General features: G+C 57.5%; 18 protein-coding genes and 2 tRNA genes. 15 read left to right on the forward strand and 5 right to left on the reverse strand.

What is annotated here, in order from left to right; genetic code table 11:
- Positions 1-51: 51 nt before the first annotated feature.
- Positions 52-1,809 (forward strand): thiol reductant ABC exporter subunit CydD, encoded by a 1,758-nt coding sequence (cydD, locus tag AB4090_RS07900; RefSeq protein ID WP_369573329.1) that lies wholly within the window; start codon positions 52-54, stop codon positions 1,807-1,809.
- Entirely contained in the window at positions 1,799-3,565 is a 1,767-nt protein-coding gene (gene cydC, locus AB4090_RS07905) for a thiol reductant ABC exporter subunit CydC (RefSeq protein ID WP_369573330.1), read from the forward strand. Before cydD ends, cydC begins: the two co-directional genes overlap by 11 nt.
- A gap of 1 nt (position 3,566) precedes the next feature.
- Here the strand turns inward: cydC and AB4090_RS07910 are convergent, their stop codons facing one another.
- From AB4090_RS07910 to nadB, 3 genes are all read right to left on the reverse strand, one after another.
- Positions 3,567-3,914 carry a hypothetical protein gene (locus AB4090_RS07910; protein WP_369573331.1) on the reverse strand — a complete coding sequence of 116 codons (348 nt, stop codon included), beginning with the start codon at positions 3,912-3,914 and terminating at the stop codon, positions 3,567-3,569.
- A gap of 6 nt (positions 3,915-3,920) precedes the next feature.
- Complete coding sequence (locus tag AB4090_RS07915) at positions 3,921-4,835, reverse strand: folate-binding protein YgfZ (protein ID WP_369573332.1); 915 nt, start codon at positions 4,833-4,835, stop codon at positions 3,921-3,923.
- A 410-nt stretch (positions 4,836-5,245) separates the two neighbouring features.
- Positions 5,246-6,871, reverse strand: a complete 1,626-nt coding sequence (gene nadB / locus AB4090_RS07920; RefSeq protein ID WP_369573333.1) for an L-aspartate oxidase — start codon at positions 6,869-6,871, stop codon at positions 5,246-5,248.
- A gap of 130 nt (positions 6,872-7,001) precedes the next feature.
- On the opposite strand from nadB, the gene rpoE reads away from it, so the two are divergent.
- The 13 genes from rpoE to AB4090_RS07985 all read left to right on the forward strand — a co-directional run bounded on the left by rpoE (position 7,002) and on the right by AB4090_RS07985 (position 16,890).
- Positions 7,002-7,634 carry an RNA polymerase sigma factor RpoE gene (gene rpoE, locus AB4090_RS07925; protein WP_369573334.1) on the forward strand — a complete coding sequence of 211 codons (633 nt, stop codon included), beginning with the start codon at positions 7,002-7,004 and terminating at the stop codon, positions 7,632-7,634.
- The gene (locus AB4090_RS07930) at positions 7,624-8,259 is read left to right on the forward strand and encodes a sigma-E factor negative regulatory protein (protein WP_369573335.1); all 636 of its coding nucleotides are present in this window, start codon (positions 7,624-7,626) and stop codon (positions 8,257-8,259) included. The genes rpoE and AB4090_RS07930 overlap by 11 nt, the downstream gene beginning before the upstream one ends.
- A gap of 139 nt (positions 8,260-8,398) precedes the next feature.
- A complete protein-coding gene (locus tag AB4090_RS07935; RefSeq protein WP_369573336.1) occupies positions 8,399-9,847 on the forward strand; it encodes a DegQ family serine endoprotease in 1,449 nt (482 codons plus the stop codon).
- 63 nt (positions 9,848-9,910) lie between these two features.
- Positions 9,911-11,719: a translation elongation factor 4 gene (gene lepA / locus AB4090_RS07940; RefSeq protein ID WP_369573337.1), complete on the forward strand. Its 1,809-nt coding sequence runs from the start codon at positions 9,911-9,913 to the stop codon at positions 11,717-11,719.
- A gap of 29 nt (positions 11,720-11,748) precedes the next feature.
- The gene (gene lepB / locus AB4090_RS07945) at positions 11,749-12,543 is read left to right on the forward strand and encodes a signal peptidase I (protein WP_369573338.1); all 795 of its coding nucleotides are present in this window, start codon (positions 11,749-11,751) and stop codon (positions 12,541-12,543) included.
- Positions 12,544-12,619: 76 nt separating this feature from the next.
- A complete protein-coding gene (locus AB4090_RS07950; protein WP_369573339.1) occupies positions 12,620-12,979 on the forward strand; it encodes a DUF4845 domain-containing protein in 360 nt (119 codons plus the stop codon).
- A 65-nt stretch (positions 12,980-13,044) separates the two neighbouring features.
- Positions 13,045-13,119 (forward strand) — tRNA-Gly (locus AB4090_RS07955).
- A 36-nt stretch (positions 13,120-13,155) separates the two neighbouring features.
- A tRNA-Cys gene (locus AB4090_RS07960) sits at positions 13,156-13,229 on the forward strand.
- A 78-nt stretch (positions 13,230-13,307) separates the two neighbouring features.
- Positions 13,308-13,520 carry a sulfur carrier protein ThiS gene (gene thiS, locus AB4090_RS07965; protein ID WP_369573340.1) on the forward strand — a complete coding sequence of 71 codons (213 nt, stop codon included), beginning with the start codon at positions 13,308-13,310 and terminating at the stop codon, positions 13,518-13,520.
- 41 nt (positions 13,521-13,561) lie between these two features.
- A complete protein-coding gene (locus AB4090_RS07970; RefSeq protein ID WP_369573341.1) occupies positions 13,562-14,338 on the forward strand; it encodes a thiazole synthase in 777 nt (258 codons plus the stop codon).
- Positions 14,335-14,913, forward strand: coding sequence for a hypothetical protein (locus AB4090_RS07975; protein WP_369573342.1), 579 nt, complete (start codon positions 14,335-14,337; stop codon positions 14,911-14,913). Before AB4090_RS07970 ends, AB4090_RS07975 begins: the two co-directional genes overlap by 4 nt.
- A 7-nt stretch (positions 14,914-14,920) precedes the next feature.
- The gene (gene mpl / locus AB4090_RS07980) at positions 14,921-16,270 is read left to right on the forward strand and encodes a UDP-N-acetylmuramate:L-alanyl-gamma-D-glutamyl-meso-diaminopimelate ligase (protein WP_369573343.1); all 1,350 of its coding nucleotides are present in this window, start codon (positions 14,921-14,923) and stop codon (positions 16,268-16,270) included.
- Positions 16,267-16,890 (forward strand): flavin prenyltransferase UbiX, encoded by a 624-nt coding sequence (locus AB4090_RS07985; RefSeq protein ID WP_369573344.1) that lies wholly within the window; start codon positions 16,267-16,269, stop codon positions 16,888-16,890. Before mpl ends, AB4090_RS07985 begins: the two co-directional genes overlap by 4 nt.
- Here the strand turns inward: AB4090_RS07985 and AB4090_RS07990 are convergent.
- Together AB4090_RS07990 and AB4090_RS07995 are read right to left on the reverse strand one after the other, a co-directional pair.
- Positions 16,887-17,678, reverse strand: coding sequence for an ABC transporter ATP-binding protein (locus tag AB4090_RS07990; protein WP_369573345.1), 792 nt, complete (start codon positions 17,676-17,678; stop codon positions 16,887-16,889). The genes AB4090_RS07985 and AB4090_RS07990 overlap by 4 nt on opposite strands.
- Positions 17,675-18,802: an MlaE family ABC transporter permease gene (locus AB4090_RS07995; protein ID WP_369573346.1), complete on the reverse strand. Its 1,128-nt coding sequence runs from the start codon at positions 18,800-18,802 to the stop codon at positions 17,675-17,677. The genes AB4090_RS07990 and AB4090_RS07995 overlap by 4 nt, the downstream gene beginning before the upstream one ends.

Below are 18,802 nucleotides of genomic sequence, written 5' to 3' on the forward strand. Positions count from 1 at the left end.
AAAATCCTCACACATGCTATACTGTGGGCCTTACGAACAAAGGCGGAGACCGTGGCAAAAGCGGAGCGCATTGATCAACGACTGATGAAGACTGGCAAGGGCGCGCGTGGTGCGCTCTATTTTGCCATTGGCTTGGGGTTACTGGCGGGTCTTTTAATTATCCTCCAGGCCTGGATATTGGCGCACATCGTCAACGACGTCTCTTTTCATGGCCTGGGTCTGGCGGCAGTTTCCGGGTTCCTGGGAGCATTGTTGGGGCTTTTCGTACTGCGCGCGGCCCTTTCCTGGGCGGCGGAGATTGTTGCCTTTCGCGCTAGCGCCAGTATCAAGACGCAACTGCGGCAAGAGTTGTTACAGCACCTGTTCCGCCGTGGCCCGGTGGCGCTAGCGGGTGAGCGGGCGGGGGACATCGCCAGCACCCTGATTGAAGGTATCGAGGCGCTTGAACCCTATTTCTCGCGCTACCTGCCGCAGATGGCCTTGGTGAGTTTAGTGCCCTTTGCCATCCTGGTTTTCGTCTTCCCCGTAGACTGGATTAGCGGCTTGATTCTGCTGATCAGTGGTCCCCTGATTCCTTTCTTTATGGTTTTGGTTGGCTATGCCGCAGAGGCCATAAACCAACGCCAGTGGCGCCAGATGCTACTGATGAGCGCCCATTTTCTGGATACCTTGCAGGGGCTTACCACCCTCAAAATCTTTGGGCGCGCCAAGGATGAGATCGAGATTGTCGCCCACATTTCCGAAAACTATCGCCGCAGCACCATGGCTGGTTTACGCGTGGCATTTTTGACTTCTGCGGTACTGGAATTTTTCGCAAGCCTCTCCATCGCGCTGGTCGCCGTCTCTCTAGGCGCGCGACTGTTACAGGTGCATGCCTCGGTAGATTTTTACGCGGCTTTCTTCGTATTGCTCCTGGCACCGGAGTTCTTCGCGCCGCTGCGTGGTCTTTCTACCCATTATCATGCGCGCATGAGTGCCATTGCCGCAGCCAAGCGCATTTTTGAAATTCTGGATGCCCCCATAGCGGCGCAGGCAGAGGGCGGACAAGCGCTGCCGGCGTCCTCTAGTGCGCTTGCTATCGAGATGAAAGAGCTGCATTTTCGCTATGGTCCGGAGGACGCGGAAGCCCTGGCGGGGTTCAACGCCAGCTTTCCTGCCGGTAGCTACACCGCCATTGTCGGCGCGAGTGGGGCCGGGAAGAGCACGGTGGCGAACGCCATTCTGGGCTTCATCCAGGCGGATAGCGGCGCGATACTGGTGGATGGACAGGATCTGCAAGGCATTAGTCGTAACGCCTGGCATGCCCAATTGGCATGGATTCCACAAAGCCCGCGCCTCTTTTACGGCAGCATTGCCGACAATCTACGCTTGGTGAAACCAGATGCGAGCGATCCCGAGCTACAGCAGGCCGCGCAAGACGCCCATGCCCTGGAGTTTATTGAGCGCCTGCCGCAATCCTGGGATACCCGTATTGGTGATCTGGGGCAAGGACTATCAGGAGGGCAAATCCAGCGCATTGCTCTGGCCCGCGCCTTTCTCAAGAATCCCCGCTTGTTGTTGATGGATGAGGCGACCGCCAACCTCGATATGGAGAGCGAGTCGCTCTTTCTCGATTCGTTAGAGAAACTTCGGCAAGGGCGGACGGTGATTGTCATTGCCCACCGCCTGGCCACGGCGCAGCGCGCCGAGCGCATCCTCGTCATTGATGCTGGACGGGTAGTGGAAACCGGCAATCATCAAGAACTGCTGGCATTGAATGGGGCCTATGCGCGTCTGGTGCAGGCCTATCGGGGGCAGCATGGCAAATAATCGCGATCTTTGGCGCCTGCTGCGTCTTTTTCTGCCCTACCGCTGGTGGATGCTGGGTGGTGCCCTGCTGAGTCTGCTGACCATCCTCGCCAACTTTGGTTTGATGACTCTTTCCGGCTGGTTTCTTGCCAGTGCTGCCTTGGCCGGTTTGGGTGGCTGGGCCACCCTCAACCAGTACAATTTCTTTCTGCCCGCAGCGGGGGTGCGCGCCTTTGCTACCACCCGGGTCATTTCGCGTTGGCTAGAACGCATCGTTACCCATGAGGCCACCTTTCGCCTTCTGTCCAAGCTGCGAGTCTGGTTCTACACCCGTATCGAGCCCCTGGCCCCGGCCGGGCTGCAGGGTTACCGGTCTGGCGATATCCTCTCGCGCCTTGTCGCCGACATCGACACCCTCAACAACTTCTATTTGCGGGTTTTTACGCCTTTTTTGGTGGCGGGGCTGGCGACCCTGCTCATGGCCGGATTTTTTGCCCTTTACACTTGGTCGGTTGGTCTAGCCCTATTGATTTTGCTGGCACTCACCGGCTTGTTATTGCCCCTCCTGAGTGAGCGCCTCGGTGCGCGAAGTAGCCAAGAGGTGACGCAGATTCAGGCGGAGATGCGCACCCAGGTAGTGGATGCCCTGCAGGGTATGGGCGAGATTCTTGCGGGTAACGCGGCGGAACGCGTGCAACAACGCTTCCTGCAGGAAAACGCCGCGCTCCTCGAGCGTCAGCGGCGGCTGGCTGGGGTAGCTGGTATTGGCACGGCCGGGATGAGCTTTATGGCCAACCTGACCCTCTGGATCATTTTGCTGCTGGCCATTCCCCTGGTAGCCGGGCACTCTCTGCCGCCCGCCGAATTGCCCATGTTTGCGCTGGGTACGCTTGCGGCCTTTGAGGCGGTATTAGCCTTGCCTCTCGCCTTTCAGGTATTGGGGCAGACCCGTGAGGCGGCGCGGCGCATCTTTGAAATTGCCGATCAGCAGCCGCTATTCGCGGATGCCCCAAACCCGCTGCCTGAACCAAGCAACTTCGATATGGAAATCAGTGGCCTGCATTTGCGCTATCCAGCGGCGCGGGACGAGGCGCTACGTGGCCTAGATTTGCAGGTACGCCAGGGTGAGCGCATCGCGATTCTCGGTTCTACGGGCGCGGGCAAAAGCAGTATCGCCAATCTGCTTTTGCGTTTTTATGATTACCAGGGCGGTTCGGCGCGCCTGGGAGGCAGAGAACTACGGGACTACCCCGGCGATCAATTGCGCCAATACTTTGCCTTGCTCTCGCAACGTAGCCATCTCTTTCACAGCACCATTCGCGATAACCTCCTCTTAGCCAAAGGCGACGCGGAGGAAGAGGAGCTCTGGGCGGCGTTGCGTCAGGCCCAGCTTGCGGACTTTGTCGAAGCGTTACCGCAGGGCCTGGACAATATTGTGGGCGAGGGTGGGGTTAATCTTTCCGGTGGGCAGGCGCGGCGCATTGCCATTGCCCGTACTGTGCTCAAGGATAGTCCGATCCTGATCCTGGATGAACCCAGCGAGGGTCTCGACGCGCTTACGGAAGCGAAATTTTTGCAGGATCTACGCAGTCTGATGAGTGGGCGCACGGTGATTTATATCACGCATCGCCTGCTCGGTTTGGAAGATATGGACTGCATCTACGTCATGGCCGACGGCCTGGTACAAGAGAGCGGTACCTATGCGGAGTTGGTCGCTAAGCCGCAGAGCCTCTTGCACCGTTTCGCGCAGTTTGGCGGTACGCTATTCGACTCGTAAACTAACCCCGCTGTCCGCCCAGTTCCGTACCCAGCATCTGGTGCAGAAGCTGATGCGCCGCCGCGGCATTCTGCTGACATTTGGGATTGCTCGGGTCGTTCACACAATGCAGGGTACTGCCAAGTAGTTGCATCGTTTTCTTCTGCATCTGCGTTTGTGCCTGCAGGTGTTGGGGGCTACTGGTCAGGCGCGACACGCCGTAGCCCAGGCCGGATGAGAGCACGCTGGCAACGATAAAGACCAGCAGCTTACGACTAAAGCCCGGTGGCATGCCATGATCATCGAGATAACGATGGCTATACCAGGCGAAGGGAAAGTAGCTGACAATGCCGGTAACGAGTCCCCACATCTCGAATTATTTCTCCTCTCGGGAGAGAGGAAGTGGATAGGGCAGGGTGCCAATTTGCAGCACTGGCCCCTCCTGCGCACCCAAATGCAGAGGCTCATGGTCATTGGCGGCGCGCAAAACCACCAAAGCGCTTGCCGTATTTCCTTCGCTTGCCGCATTGATGACCAAACCTACAGCTTGCTCACCCATGCTCGGCGCGAAGATTCCCAGTCCCGCCGCGAGCTCCTGGGCGCCCTGTAGTAAATAGCATTGGCGTTTTAGGACGCCGAGATAGTGGGAGCGAGCGACAATTTCCTGTCCGGGATAACAACCTTTCTTGAAATTGATGCCGCCGAGCACCTCCTGGTTCAATTCCTGGGGGATGATCTGCTCGCTTGTCGCGCGGGTGATGAAAGCCGTTCCGGCACGGATGGCCGCTGCCCACCAGTCATTGGCAGCACCTTTGCTGGCGCCTATCTGTGAAGCAACACGCGCCAAAGTGTCATTGTCTCGTACTAGGAGCAAAGCCGCTGGCTGCGGCCACGGGAGGCGCGCAACAATACCAGTGCTGGCGCTTTCTGCTCCTATGCGTGTCTGTAGTCCGTCAACATCCAGGTCCGTGCCCCAAATGCCCCAGAGTTGCTGCGTGCTGATCGCAATTTCCGCCTTCGCCATCAAACGAAATTTGCGTAGCCGTTGGCTGACCTCTTCCGCGAGATCGGCAGCCAAAAACAGGAAAAAGCCCGATTCTTCACGCTGCAAAAAGAAATTCGCAATCATTCGGCCCTTGGCGGTACTGTAGCTACTCCATTGCCCCTCACCCCTTGGCAATCGCACGACGTCGTTGGAGAATTGTCCCTGCAAAAATTTTTCCGCGTCGGGGCCATGGATGTGAATGGTCCCCATATTGTCGGTTAAGGGAGCGTAGTGGATGTCGGCCATGGGTATGGTCTCCAGAAAAAAGCTAGTGAAGGGCTGTCATGATAGCGCGGCTATGGCATTGGACCAATCTTTACCGGCTTTACGCCTTGGCTCGCGAAACTGGCAATGGTTGCTATACCTCATCCCCTGCCTGTTCGTGCTTCTTTGTAGCTTTCTGACCCTGTTGGTGGATTGGCGAGCCGCACTCCTGCTCTTTGCCGTTGCTGCTGCATGGGGATTGTGGCGTTGCCCCTGGTCGCGCAAGCGGCGAGCTTTCTTGCCACGTCTGCTATTGCATCATGGTGACGACCAGGTAGCCGTACGACTGCAAAACGGTGAACGCCGGGAAGGTATCGTCCTCGCCGGCGGGGTTTATGCGTACCGTCTTTTGCTGTTACGTCTAGCTCTGGGTACTGGCCAGGAAATGACGATCATGGCCGTTTTTCGCCCTGGGGAGCCGAATTGGCGGCACTGGCGTCTAACTGCCCGACGGCACTGGCTTGCGGCTGCGACCAGTCGCGCCTCTGCCGGAGATGCTGGGCTGGCTCCAGAAGATCGGGGAAGTCACGGTCATCATGGCAACCGCGCGACTCGTGACGCAGCAGAGCCCCTCGGGTAATGAGCAGCGCGCTGCGTAGCAGGCTTTGCCATTCCAGCTCCTGTCTGCTGCTAGGTAGATGTCCCACGGGCCGGGATGTTTCTTTTTCCCATGCCTGCAATTGTGCCAGCGCATCCGCCATGCCACCCTGATTGCGCAGGATGCCAACTTTTTCCCACATAAGACCTTGCAAGGCAGTGCGCCGTGCCGCGATCGTTTCGGCGGGAAAATTCAGTGTTGAACCCGGAACATCTGTCTCCGTCTGCGTGATCGGTGGCAGATTGACGCCGGCAAGATCTTGATAAACGGCATGGGCACTGACAATACACTCCAGCAGGGAATTGCTGGCCAAGCGATTGGCGCCGTGCAACCCGGTGCTAGCGACTTCGCCAATGGCATACAGTCCAGGCAGGCCAGTTTTCCCGGTCGCATCGACGGTAACTCCGCCACAACTGTAGTGCGCCGCTGGCACCACGGGTAAGGCTACTTTGCCTGGGTCGTAGCCGCGTGCGCGACAGTGCTGGGCGATGGTAGGAAAGTGCGCTTCGATAAGTTGCGCAGGCGCGTGACTGATATCCAGTTCTACGAAATCCAGATGATGTTCTTGCATTTCGTGAATAATGGCGCGGCTGACCACATCGCGTGGTGCCAGTTCGCCGCGCGTATCGTGCCGGCTCATAAACCGTTCCCCGTTGGGAAGGCGAAGTATGGCACCCTCGCCACGCAGGGCTTCAGTCAGCAAAAAGGCCGACTCGCCGGGGCTATACAGTGTCGTGGGATGGAACTGTACGAACTCGAGGTCGCAGATTGCGACGCCGGCTCGCCAGGCCAGGTCGATGCCGTCGCCGCTGGCGACATCCGGGTTGCTGGTATGGCGATAGACCTGTCCTAAGCCCCCAGTCGCCAGAATGACCGCGCGTGCCCGCAGGCTTTGCCATTGTCCGTCGGCGTGACGCAGCCAAGCGCCAGTCACCCGTGTATCGTCCTGCTGCAGGGCGCCGACCAGGGTGTTTGGCTGGAGTTGAATTCTGGCATCCGCCGCGGCGCGACGGAGCAAGGCGCGGGTGATGCTGCGTCCGGTGTGATCGGCGCGATGGAGGACGCGCCGCGCCTGGTGTCCGCCCTCGCGGGTGAGCTGCCAACGATCTCCTTGGCGATCGAAAATTACCCCCCAGTCCAGCAAGCGTTGGATAGCCCGAGGGGCTGCGCCAAGAATTTCCGTTACCTGATTCGGTTCGCAGAGGCCGGCCCCAGCACGCACGGTGTCGGCAACGTGCTGTGCCACGCTGTCATCGCTATCGGGCAGCACCGCAGCAATGCCGCCTTGCGCCCAATCACTTGCAGACAGTTCCAAGGAGCCCTTGCTGAGAACGGTAACCCGGCCAAGCTCGGCGAGTTCCAGGGCACAGGCAAGGCCTGCGCTACCTGCGCCGATAATGAGAAAATCTGTACTGAGCATGCTCGCGGGATGATAGTCTTCTTGCGCAAAGATTGGCCGCTCATGATACGATGACGGCTGCGCTGGTGAAAGGTGGCCTGCCTTTTACCGTGGCAAAGGCCAGCAGAATCATGAAAAAAGGAAACGCTGAATGAGCAAAACGTCAGGGCAGGCCGCCGATGCCAGTAAGGATGGTGGGGCCCAGGCAGATCTCCTCCTTGTACAACGCGTTCAAAAGGGTGAACGGCAAGCATTCGATTTGCTGGTGCGTAAATACCAACACAAAGTGGTGGCCCTGATTGGACGTTTTGTGCGCCAGCCCGAGGAGGCCGAAGACGTGGCGCAAGAGGCTTTTGTAAAGGCCTATCGCGCCCTGCACAATTTTCGTGGCGACAGTGCCTTTTACACGTGGCTCTATCGAATTGCCGTCAACACGGCGAAAAATCATCTGGTCGCCCAAGGGCGCAAAGTCAGTATTGCCGATGTGGATACCGAGGAAGCGGAACAATTTGATAGTGCCGACGGACTAAGAGAATACGATACCCCTGAAGGGTTGCTGCTGAGCAAGGAAATTGCGCAACACATCGATGCGGCGTTGAAGGCATTGCCGGCAGATTTGCGTGAGGCAGTGACCCTGCGGGAGTTGGAAGGTCTGAGCTACGATGAGATCGCTCAGGTGATGGATTGCCCGGTAGGAACGGTGCGTTCCCGAATTTTTCGGGCGCGTGAGGCGATTGCCAAAGTATTGGCGCCTTTGTTGGAGCAGAGTAGTCATGAACGATGAAACGAAATCGGCCTTGATGGCGTTCATGGATGGTGAACTGAGCACCTTTTCAGCACGGCGCATGGCAACTCGTCTGGAGCAGGAACCTGCCTTGCGCGATGCCTGGGAAACACAGTACCGCGTGTCTTTTCTGTTGCAGCAAGGGCGGATGGGCGCGGCATTGGCCAGTCCCGACTTTGCCGCACGCGTACAACAGGCCATTGCTGCCGAAACCCCCCAAGCCCCGCGCGTACGACGCAATGCAGCGCATAGGTGGGGTTGGTCCTCGGTGGCCGCAGTCAGTCTACTTACGGCTTCGCTCTTCGTCTTAACCCCCCCCTGGCAAGAGGATAGTCAGTCAAGTTCCGCGCCAACGGCTGCTGCGCCCGCAGCGGTAGCTAGCATCGCGGGCGAGCACTTCACCTTGCGCCCGGTGCGCTTTGCGGTACCCACAGGTCCGCTGGTGCGCGCCGACGTTACCATTCAGCGCGATATTCAGCGGATCTGGCGTCCTACGCCGGAGCGTTACCTCGGCTGGAGCCAAGAAGGAAATGTCAGTTTTTCACAATATCCGGCAACGGGCTTGCTTCCCGTAGCGTTTCGCTCCCAGGAAGGGATCTATCCTGGCGACGCTTATCAACGTTGACAAAACACCGGCTAGACAAGCCCTGCGCTCCTCGCTACCCTCTGTAGCACGTTGATCAATGGTGAGAAAATTGCCGTGGATCGCGCGCCAATCAATTTGTGATAAAAATCGGTCTGAGTGCCGAGCTACTGGAGGTTTTGTGCAAGGGAATCATCGGCGTTTACGGCGTTCAGTCAGTGCACTGTGTGTGGCCTTGGCCCTCACTGGGTTGGCGGTGACACCAACAGTGGCCTGGGCGGACTCGGCCAATCTTGTGGCGTTGCCAGATTTTACCCCCATCGTGAAGCACTTTGGCCCCGCCGTGGTGAATATCAGTACCACGGAAACCAAAGAAGCACAGCAGCCACAATCTCCTTTTCCGCCCAATTCTCCGCTCAATCAATTTTTTGCCCCTTTTGCCGGGCCGAGTGGGCCGGCACATAAGTATCAGGTGCAATCTCTGGGCTCTGGCTTTATCGTCAGTTCTGATGGCTACATCGTCACTGCTGCACACGTAGTACGTGGGGCACAGAAAATCATTGTCAGCCTTACTAATCATCAGCAGTACCAAGCGAAGCTGGTCGGTCTCTCCAATCGCATCGACGTAGCCTTGTTGAAAATCGATGCCAAAAACCTACCCACGGTGCAGATTGGTGATTCTGGTCGCCTGCAAGTGGGACAATGGGTACTCGCAGTGGGCGCGCCTTTCGGCTTTGAAAACAGCGTAACGCAGGGAGTGGTAAGCGCCACCTCGCGCCCATTGCCAGACGATCCCTACATTCCTTTCATCCAGACCGACGTACCCATTAACCCCGGCAACTCGGGTGGCCCTTTATTTAACATGAAGGGTCAGGTTGTCGGTATCAACGACCAGATCTATACCAATAGTGGCGGTTACATGGGGCTGTCTTTTTCCATTCCCATTACTGTTGCTATGGATGCCGTAAAGCAGCTCAAGATCCATCAGAAGGTGCATTTTGGCTGGCTGGGCGTAATGGTGCAGGACGTGAGTATGGACCTTGCCAAGTCTTTCCACATGAAAGAGCCCATGGGTGCCTTGGTTTCGCAAGTAGAGCCTGACGGGCCTGCCGCCAAGGCGGGCCTGAAGCCGGGCGATGTCATTGTCTCCTTCGATGGACAGCCGATATACAACTCGGCGCAACTGCCCCCTCTGGTTGGTGGGCTACCAGCAGGCTTCCAGGCCAAGGTCGGTATTATTCGTGATGGCAAGGCGATGACCCTGCCGGTGACGGTGGAAAGTCTGCCCAGCAATATGGAGGAGCAAGCGGGTGAGCCGCATGCTGCCCAAGCACCGGAACAAAAGGGTAGCGTCGCCCGCATGAAGATCCAGGTGGGGCCGCTAAGTGCTGCCGCCCGGCAGCAGCTGGATGTGTCCTCTGGCGTCTTGGTCTTGGGGGTAGCCAACGGGCCGGCGGCGCTGGCTGGGATTCGGCCCGGTGATGTTATCCTGCAAGTGGCGCAACAGCCGGTGAGCAGCGTCGGTCAATTGCAAAAGATGGTGGCGGGTCTGCCTGTCGGACAGCCGATCCCTGTGCTCATCCATCGTCGCGAGGGAAATTTTTACGTCGTCCTGTCCTTGCCCCGCTAAGTTGCGGGGCGTTCCAGGGGGTTGGCGATAAGCCTCCCCCTTTGTCTTTTGAGATATGGACGCATGAGCACAGAGCAAGAAAGAATTCGTAATTTTTCCATCATCGCCCATGTCGATCATGGCAAATCCACTCTGGCAGATCAGTTCATCCGTCTTTGCGGCGCCCTCAGCGAGCGCGAGATGGAGAGCCAAGTGTTGGATACTATGGATATCGAGCGTGAGCGCGGTATTACCATCAAGGCGCAGAGCGTGCGCCTACAGTACCGTGCCGATGACGGGCAGGACTACACCTTCCACCTGATCGACACCCCCGGCCACGTCGATTTTTCCTATGAAGTCAGTCGCTCTCTCGCTGCTTGTGAAGGGGCCTTGTTGGTAGTCGATGCCTCGCAGGGCGTGGAGGCGCAGAGCGTCGCCAATTGTTATACGGCCATGGAACATGATCTCGAGATTGTTCCGGTGCTCAACAAGATTGACCTGCCGGCCGCAGATCCTGACCGGGTACGGCGCGAGATCGAGGAAATTGTTGGTTTGCCTGCTGGCCAAGCGATCCTGGCGAGCGCCAAAGACGGGCGTGGCATTCGCGAAATCCTCGAGCAGGTGGTGCACGACATTCCCGCGCCCCGGGGCGATCCTGCTGCGCCGTTGCAGGCCCTGATCATTGATTCGTGGTTCGATAACTACGTCGGTACTGTGGTCTTGGTGCGGGTCATGAACGGTAGTCTGCGCAGTGGGCAACGGATTCGCACCATGGTGGGCGGCAAGGAATATCTCGTAGAAAAAACGGGAGTGTTTACGCCCAAATCTGTGCATGTGCCCTCCCTGGATACGGGTACCGTCGGTTTTGTCATCGCCGGTATTCGCAGCATCGAGGGCGCGCGGGTTGGCGACACCCTGACCGATGCCGCGCGGCCCGCCGCGGCGCCACTGCCGGGCTTCCGAGAAGTGCAGCCCCAGGTCTTTACCGGTCTGTATCCTATCGACTCGGCAGATTATGAGCGCTTTCGCGAGGCACTACAGAAGCTGCGTCTGAACGATGCTGCCTTGCAGTTTGAGCCGGAAACATCGCAGGCATTGGGCTTTGGCTTTCGCTGTGGCTTCCTGGGCCTGCTGCACATGGAGATCATTCAGGAGCGTCTGGAGCGGGAATACCAGCTCGATCTTTTGAGTACTGCCCCCACCGTTGTCTACGAAATCGAGACCACCGACGGCGAAGTAGTGCACCTGTCCAATCCTGCCGAATTGCCAGCGGTAAATCGCATTCGCGAGATTCGCGAGCCAATGATCCGTGCGAATATTTTGGTGCCGGAAACATACCTCGGCCAGGTCATTACCCTCTGTGAGGAACGGCGCGGCCGCCAAGCGAACCTGCAGTTTACCGGTGGGCAGGTGATGGTGACCTATGAGCTGCCCTTGAATGAGGTGGTGCTGGACTTTTTTGATCGACTGAAATCCGTTAGTCGCGGCTATGCCTCCATGGACTATGAATTTTCGCGTTTTCAGGTGGGTCCCTTGGTAAAGATGGATATTCTCATCAACGGGGAAAAGCTCGATGCCCTTTCTTGGATTGTGCATCGCGATTTTGCCGAGCGCCGCGGGCGGGAACTGGCAGGGCGTTTGAAGGATCTCATTCCCCGACAGATGTTTGAAGTGGCAATACAGGCGGCGATTGGTGCCAAGATCATTGCGCGCGAGACGGTCAAAGCCATGCGCAAGGATGTTTTGGCCAAATGCTATGGCGGTGATATCTCCCGTAAGCGCAAACTCCTCGAGAAACAAAAAGAGGGGAAAAAGCGTATGAAGCAAGTGGGACGGGTGGAAATCCCGCAAGAGGCCTTTTTGGCCATTTTACAGAGCGACAAGAGAAACTGAGCGCGTAACGACGGAACGAGGACAGCGGCATGGATTTTACTCTCGGATTATTTTTGGCGGTGCTGGCAACAGGCCTGATCTGGTTTATCGATCGCCTCCTACTGCGCCGTCGTCGTGCTGCTGACGAACGGGTGCCGGTGCTGGTGGATTATGCCCGCAGCTTTTTCCCGGTCTTATTGGTAGTGTTCCTGGTGCGCGCGTTTTTGGTCGAGCCTTTTCAGGTACCTTCTGGTTCCATGCTCCCAACCATTCGGGTGGGTGATTTTCTTTTGGTCAACAAATTTACCTGGGGTTTGCGCTTACCGCTGATTCACTCGGATTTGACGCAAGGAAATCCGGTGCAGGCGGGTGATATCATGGTCTTTCGTTACCCCAAAAACCCCCGTATCGATTACATCAAACGCGTGATCGGTTTGCCAGGTGACACGATCGAAGTCAAGGGGAACGACCTCTACATCAACGGTAAGCTGATTCCGCAAAAGTACATTGGTACCTTCAATTATCGCCCGGAAGGACAGGGCGAGAATGGCATGGTTATCCCCACCAAGGAATATGCACAGACCATTGGTGGCCACACCTTCCACATCATCGAGTTTGATACGCCAGAAGCACATATGGATTTCGGCCCCTACAAGGTGCCGCCGAATTGCTATTTCATGATGGGCGACGATCGCGATAATAGTGACGATAGCCGTTTTTGGGGCTGTGCTCCGCGCCGCAATATCGTTGGTAAGGCGATGTTCATCTGGTTTTCCTGGGACTCCGAAAACTGGTCGATTCGCTGGCACCAGATTGGCCGTGCCCTAGATGGTCCGAGCAATTGAGTCTTTTTCTTCTCGAGCTTGCAAAGTAAGCACTTCCGTCTAAGTATCTGCCGAGATGCACTTGAGAGAGATGGCGATGTCGCGCATACAGAGTCGAGAAGCCGGTTTAGGCTTGGTTGGGGTAATTTTCTGGATTGTGGTGTTGGCTATTGCCGTTGCTTTGGTAGTCAAGATCGGCCCCATTTACTACGATAACCTGTCGTTGCAAAACATTTTGCAGGACCAGGCACGGCATGCCAGTCCTTCGGAATCTGCAGGAGAGATCCTTTACAACCTGCAAGATCGCCTTAATGTCGCAATGATCAAGGTCAATCAGCAGGATATCCAAATTATCAAAAATGGCGATGCCCCGGTGAAGATTGTTGCCAACTACGATCGGGTTGTGCCGCTGGTCGGCAACATCAGCCTATTGATCCATTTCCGTACCCGCAGCTAGGGGTTCTGATCCCCAATCCGGTTGTTGACAGCGACACAAGCGGCAACGTAAGATGCGCCCACGTTGCGGGAATAGCTCAGTGGTAGAGCACAACCTTGCCAAGGTTGGGGTCGCGAGTTCGAGCCTCGTTTCCCGCTCCAAATCACAGGGGAAGGTTCCTTTCCCTTTTTCTTTATGGCTGGGTGGCAGAGTGGTTATGCAGCGGCCTGCAAAGCCGTGTACCTCGGTTCGATTCCGGGCCTAGCCTCCATAATTTCCCTCCTCTTGCGGACAAAAACCCTAGCTACGGGCATAATCGGGAGCTTGGCTGGTGCGGGAGGATATCGGAATGACGCAGAAAATCACGGTTCAGCTCAATGGCTCAGAATACACCCTGAACGCGGGAAGTAGCATCCTCACCGTACTCGAAATACTGGATTTGACCGGGCAGCGTGTAGCGGTGGAGCGCAATGGCAGCGTGGTGCCGCGTAGTCAGCATGGCGATACGCAGTTGGCCACAGGCGACCAACTCGAGGTCATCCGTGCCGTAGGCGGCGGATAGGGGTATAGTAGCTGCTGGTTTTCGTTCTGGGTTGAGATGTCATGGCAGACCTATTGCAAATCGGTAATCGCAGTTTTCACTCGCGCTTGCTGGTGGGTACTGGAAAATACAAGGATTTTCAGGAAACCCGCGCGGCCCTCGATGCTGCTGGCGTCGAGATTGTTACCGTCGCACTGCGGCGCGTGAATCTGGGCCAGCATGCCGGCGAGGAAAACCTGTTAGACCACCTTCCGGCCGATCATTTCACCATCCTGCCCAATACCGCTGGCTGTTATACCGCAGAAGATGCCGTGCGTACCTGCCGTCTGGCACGCGAGCTGGGCGACTGGACCCTGGTGAAGCTGGAGGTGTTGGGTGATCCGCAAACCCTTTTCCCCGACATGCGCCAGACCTTTCAGGCGGCCGAGACCCTGATCGCCGAAGGTTTTGAGGTGATGGTCTACAGCAATGACGACCCCGTCGCCTGCAAGGCCTTTGCCGAGATGGGTTGCGTTGCCGTAATGCCGCTGGCGGCGCCCATTGGCTCCGGCCTCGGCATTCGTAACCCCTACAATCTGCGCATTATTCTCGAACAAGCAACGGTACCAATTTTGGTCGATGCTGGCGTGGGTACCGCCTCGGATGTGGCGGTTGCCATGGAGCTAGGCTGCGATGGCGTGTTGCTCAACACCGCCATCGCCGGCGCCAAGGATCCCATCCTCATGGCCGAGGCCATGCGCCTTGGGGTGGAAGCGGGGCGCAAGGCGTTTCTTGCTGGACGGATGCCCCGCCGCCTCTACGCCAATGCCAGCAGCCCCTTGGAAGGAACCTTCTTTTGAGCCCGGAGGATGGCCTCGATTATGCGCGTCAGGCGCCCTTGGATCGCGAGTTTCTAGAGTCCATCGAGCGTCTGGTGATGGATCAGGTGCCGTTGGGTACGCCGCCGGCCTACGCTGATGACTGGGAAGAAACCGAACGTCTGATTGCGCGCCTGGCTGATCGCGGTGTTGCTACCCGTCTGGAGCATGTCTTCGATGAGCAGGGCATGCGCTGGCGGGTCTATCTGGATTGGCAGGACCCCATCAGCTTCGAATGGCAGATGGTGGAGGTCGACGAGAGCAACGCCGCCAGCGCCGTCACGCGTGCGGCCCTGGTCTGGTACTACCAGCAAGAAGTGAGTGCGGCCACTGCCCAGCCGCCAGACCCTTGGTCCTATTTTGAAGTGGTGGAACGCCTGAGCATGATCCGCGAGCTCTTCAATCGCTCCCTGGAGGAACACCCGGTGCTAGGCGCCGAGGTGGAACTGCAAAAGCGCTTTCGCGAAGCGCAGGAAAAAATCAACGCCCTCTATGAATTGGCTGGGCAGATCTTCGACCAGCGTCTCGACAGCCCCAAACCTGGCATGATGCATTAAGTCTTTCATGCGCATCCATATCCTTGGCATTTGTGGCACCTTCATGGCCAGCTTGGCCTTGCTCGCCCGAGCCGCTGGGCATGAGGTCTCGGGTGTCGACGCGCAGGCCTATCCACCCATGTCGGATCTGCTGGCGCGCGAAGGCATCGCGGTAGAGGAGGGCTATGATCGCGGTCTGCCCGATCCGCTGCCCGACTTGGTGGTCATCGGCAATGCCCTGTCGCGCGGAAATCCTCAAGTAGAATTGGTGCTACGTTTGGGGCTGCCGTATCACTCCGGCGCCGAGTGGCTGGCGCAGGAGATTCTGAGCGGGCGCTGGGTCTTGGCCGTGGCGGGTACCCATGGCAAAAGCAGCACCAGTGCCATGCTTACCTGGATTTTGGAGTATGCCGGACTAGAACCGGGCTTTCTCGTGGGTGCAGAGCTCAACAACTTCGCCAATTCGGCGCGCCTTACCGATAGCCCCTTTTTTGTCATCGAAGCGGATGAGTACGATACGGCCTTCTTTGATAAGCGTGCCAAGTTTGTCCACTACCATCCACGCACGCTCATTCTCAACAACCTCGAATACGATCATGCCGATATTTACCCTGATTTGGCGGCCATCGAAACCCAGTTTCATTATCTCATTCGTACTGTCCCCGATAACGGGCTGATATTGCGCCCGGCTTCGGACGCAGCTCTGGAACGCGTCTGGCAACGGGGGCACTGGACGCCGGAACTTCTTTTCGGCGATGAGGCCGGCTGGCATGTCCGCTTGGAGTCTGCAGATGCCAGTCAATTTAGCATCTGGAATGGGCAAGAACGCCAAGGCGAAGTCCAATGGCAGGCGATGGGCGAATTCAACGCACAAAATGCCCTCGCCGCCATTCTGGCTGCGCGTCATGCCGGCGTGCCGATGGCTAGCAGTTGTGCCGCACTCGCCGAATACCGTGGATTGCGGCGCCGACTGGAGCTGCGCGGAACCGTCCGTGATATCGCCGTCTATGATGATTTTGCCCACCATCCCACTGCCATTGCGAAAACGATTGCGGCCCTGCACAGCCGGGTTGGAGCGCAGACCCGCATCCTCGCGGTATTGGAACCGCGCTCCAACACCATGAAACTGGGTATCCACGAAAAAACCCTAGGGCCGAGCTTGGCCGAAGCGGACACGGCTTTTCTCTATGTGCCAGCGGACTTGGGCTGGAACCCGGAAAATGCCCTACCTGATGCGCAGGTATATCGGGATTTCGACGCGCTGATTGCCGCCGTGGTAGCGGAGGCGCGCCCCGGCGACCAAATTCTGGTGATGAGTAATGGCGGCTTTGGCGGTATTCATGGTCGCTTGCTGCAAGCCTTGGAGAAACGTGCATGAGTAATCGACGTCGTCTGGGCCTGGCCATTACTGGCGCTTCGGGAGCCGTATACGGCCTGCGCCTGCTACGCCACCTGCTGGCCAACGATGCAGAAATTCATTTGGTAGTTTCGGCGGCAGCACGGGTGGTATTTCGGGAAGAATTGGGTCTGCAGTTGCCCGGCCGTCCCGAAGATCTTGCCACTAGCCTGCGCGCGGAGGCTGGCGTGAGTAGTGGCGAGTTACACGTCTACGCGCAAGAAGACTGGTTTTCGCCTTTGGCGTCTGGCTCGCATGCGCCGGAGGCACTGGTAATTTGCCCCTGCTCCGGTGGAAGTCTGGCGGCGATTGCCCAGGGCATCTCCAACAATCTCATCGAGCGCGCCGCTGATGTCATGCTGAAAGAGGGAAAAAAGCTCATCCTCGTGCCGCGCGAGAGCCCGGTCTCTGCCATTCATCTGGAGAACATGCTCAAGCTGGCGCGCCTTGGGGTGTGCATCCTGCCCGCCAGCCCGGGCTTCTACCATCGCCCGCAAAGCATCGATGATTTGGTAGATTTTGTGGTTGCGCGCATTCTCGATCAACTCGCCATCGAGCGCAGTATTGGGCCGCGTTGGGGCAGTCCTGCGCCGGGTTCTTAGCGCGACGACAATTGAGCGTTTGGTAAATTCTGCAATAAACGCTCGCCGCGACTGCCGTGGAAGAAGTTGCGCACGTAAGGATCATCCACTTGCGCCACTTCCTGCAGGGGACCAATACTCAGTACCTTGCCACCAGACAGAACGCCGACGCGGTCGGCGGTAGCAGCAATGCTCTCCAGGTCGTGGCTGATCATGACCACGGTTAGGCCGATATCTGCCTGAATCTGTCGCAACAAGCGGTCAAAATCGGCAGCGGCGATGGGGTCGAGTCCGGAAGTGGGCTCATCCAGGAACAAAATCTCGGCGTCCAGGGCGAGGGCGCGGGCCAGGGCCACCCGTTTCACCATGCCGCCGGAGAGTTCGGCAGGTAACTTGTCTGCATCTTCCGGCTGCAAACCCACCATTTGCAACTTGAGTGCCACTAAGGCGCAAATATCTTCCTTGCGAAAACCGCCCCATTCGCGCAAGGGGAAGGCGATGTTTTCAAATACGGTCAGGGCACTGAACAACGCGCCTAGCTGAAACAATACCCCCCAGCGCTGCCGCAAAATACGCCCAGCCTTGCTATCTAGCCGGGCAAGAGACTGCCCAAAAATCTCAATTGTCCCCTCGGCTATAGGGTTGAGGCCAATGATGCTGCGCAAGAGAGTGGTCTTGCCGCTACCACTGCCGCCGACGATGGCGAGGATCTCCCCAGTATTCACTTCGAGATCTAAGTGGCGATGTATCCAGCGGCTGCCAAAGCGGGTACCGAGGTCCTGACAGCGGATGATCACTTCTCCGCTCATGATGGCGTTAATCCCACATTGGCGAAGATGACGGCGAGGATGGCGTCAATGACGATGACCAGAGTGATGGACAGAACCACGGAATTGGTAGTCTCGCGACTAAGGCTATTGGTGTCGGCCTTGACCCGCAGGCCGTGATAGCCGCTCACCCAAGCAATCAGGATGCCATAGAGTACACCTTTGATAATGCCTAGCCAGAAATTGAAGGGGGGCACCATGACGGGGAGCTCGCGCAGAAAAAAATCTGGGCCGATGTTGAGACTAAAATCAGAGATCAGCAACGCGCCAAAAAGTCCCATCAAGTCGGTCCAGATGACCAACAGCGGCATGACGATGGCCAGCGCAATGACCTTGGGCAGTACCAGCCGCTGCACTGGCGATACGCCAAAGGTTTGCAAGGCATCCAGCTCTTGGGTCACGCGCATCGCACCAATCTGTGCGGTAAATGCTGAGCCCGAGCGACCGGCAATGATGATGGCGGCAAGCATTGGGCCAAATTCGCGCAGGATGCTGATGCCGGCGATGCTGATGACATAGATATTGGCGCCGTAGCTGGCGAGGGTGGGTGCCGACTGATACGTGATAACGATGCCGATCAGAAAGCCGATCAGGGAGAGGATGGGTAGCGAGTCAGGCCCGGTTTTGACGATGGTTGCGGAAATTTCTTTCCAGGGAAAATGCGCCGGACGACCCAGGGCGTAGAAAAATTCCTGTAACAGATTGCCCCAAAGCAGAAAAAGTCCCCAAAGATCGTTAAGAATAGAAACGATGTACGCCCCGAGCCGATCGAGGAGGGCAAAGATGCCGAGCACGCGATGTTTGGGGTGTAGGGGTTGGGTCTGCGCCAGTCGTTCGAATAATGGGCGGTGCTGCTCGCGAATTTGTAGGTGTTCGGGAAAGCGACGCCCCCAACTGCGCCAAATCAGCAAGGCGCCGAGATTGTCGAGTTTTTCGATCTCGTCCAGATTCCAAGACTTTCCTGCACCCAGCCGGGCCAATTCGTGTTCGATTTTGGCGAGCCGTCGAGACATCTGCGTCAGGGTCCATAACCCCTGCAGATGCAGGGTATCACCCTCAACGCGCCAGCTCGCAGTAGTGGAGTTTTCTAGGCTGGCGCTACTCAT

The sequence above is a fragment of the Acidithiobacillus sp. IBUN Pt1247-S3 genome (assembly GCF_041146875.1).
Taxonomy (GTDB): Bacteria; Pseudomonadota; Gammaproteobacteria; order Acidithiobacillales; family Acidithiobacillaceae; genus Igneacidithiobacillus.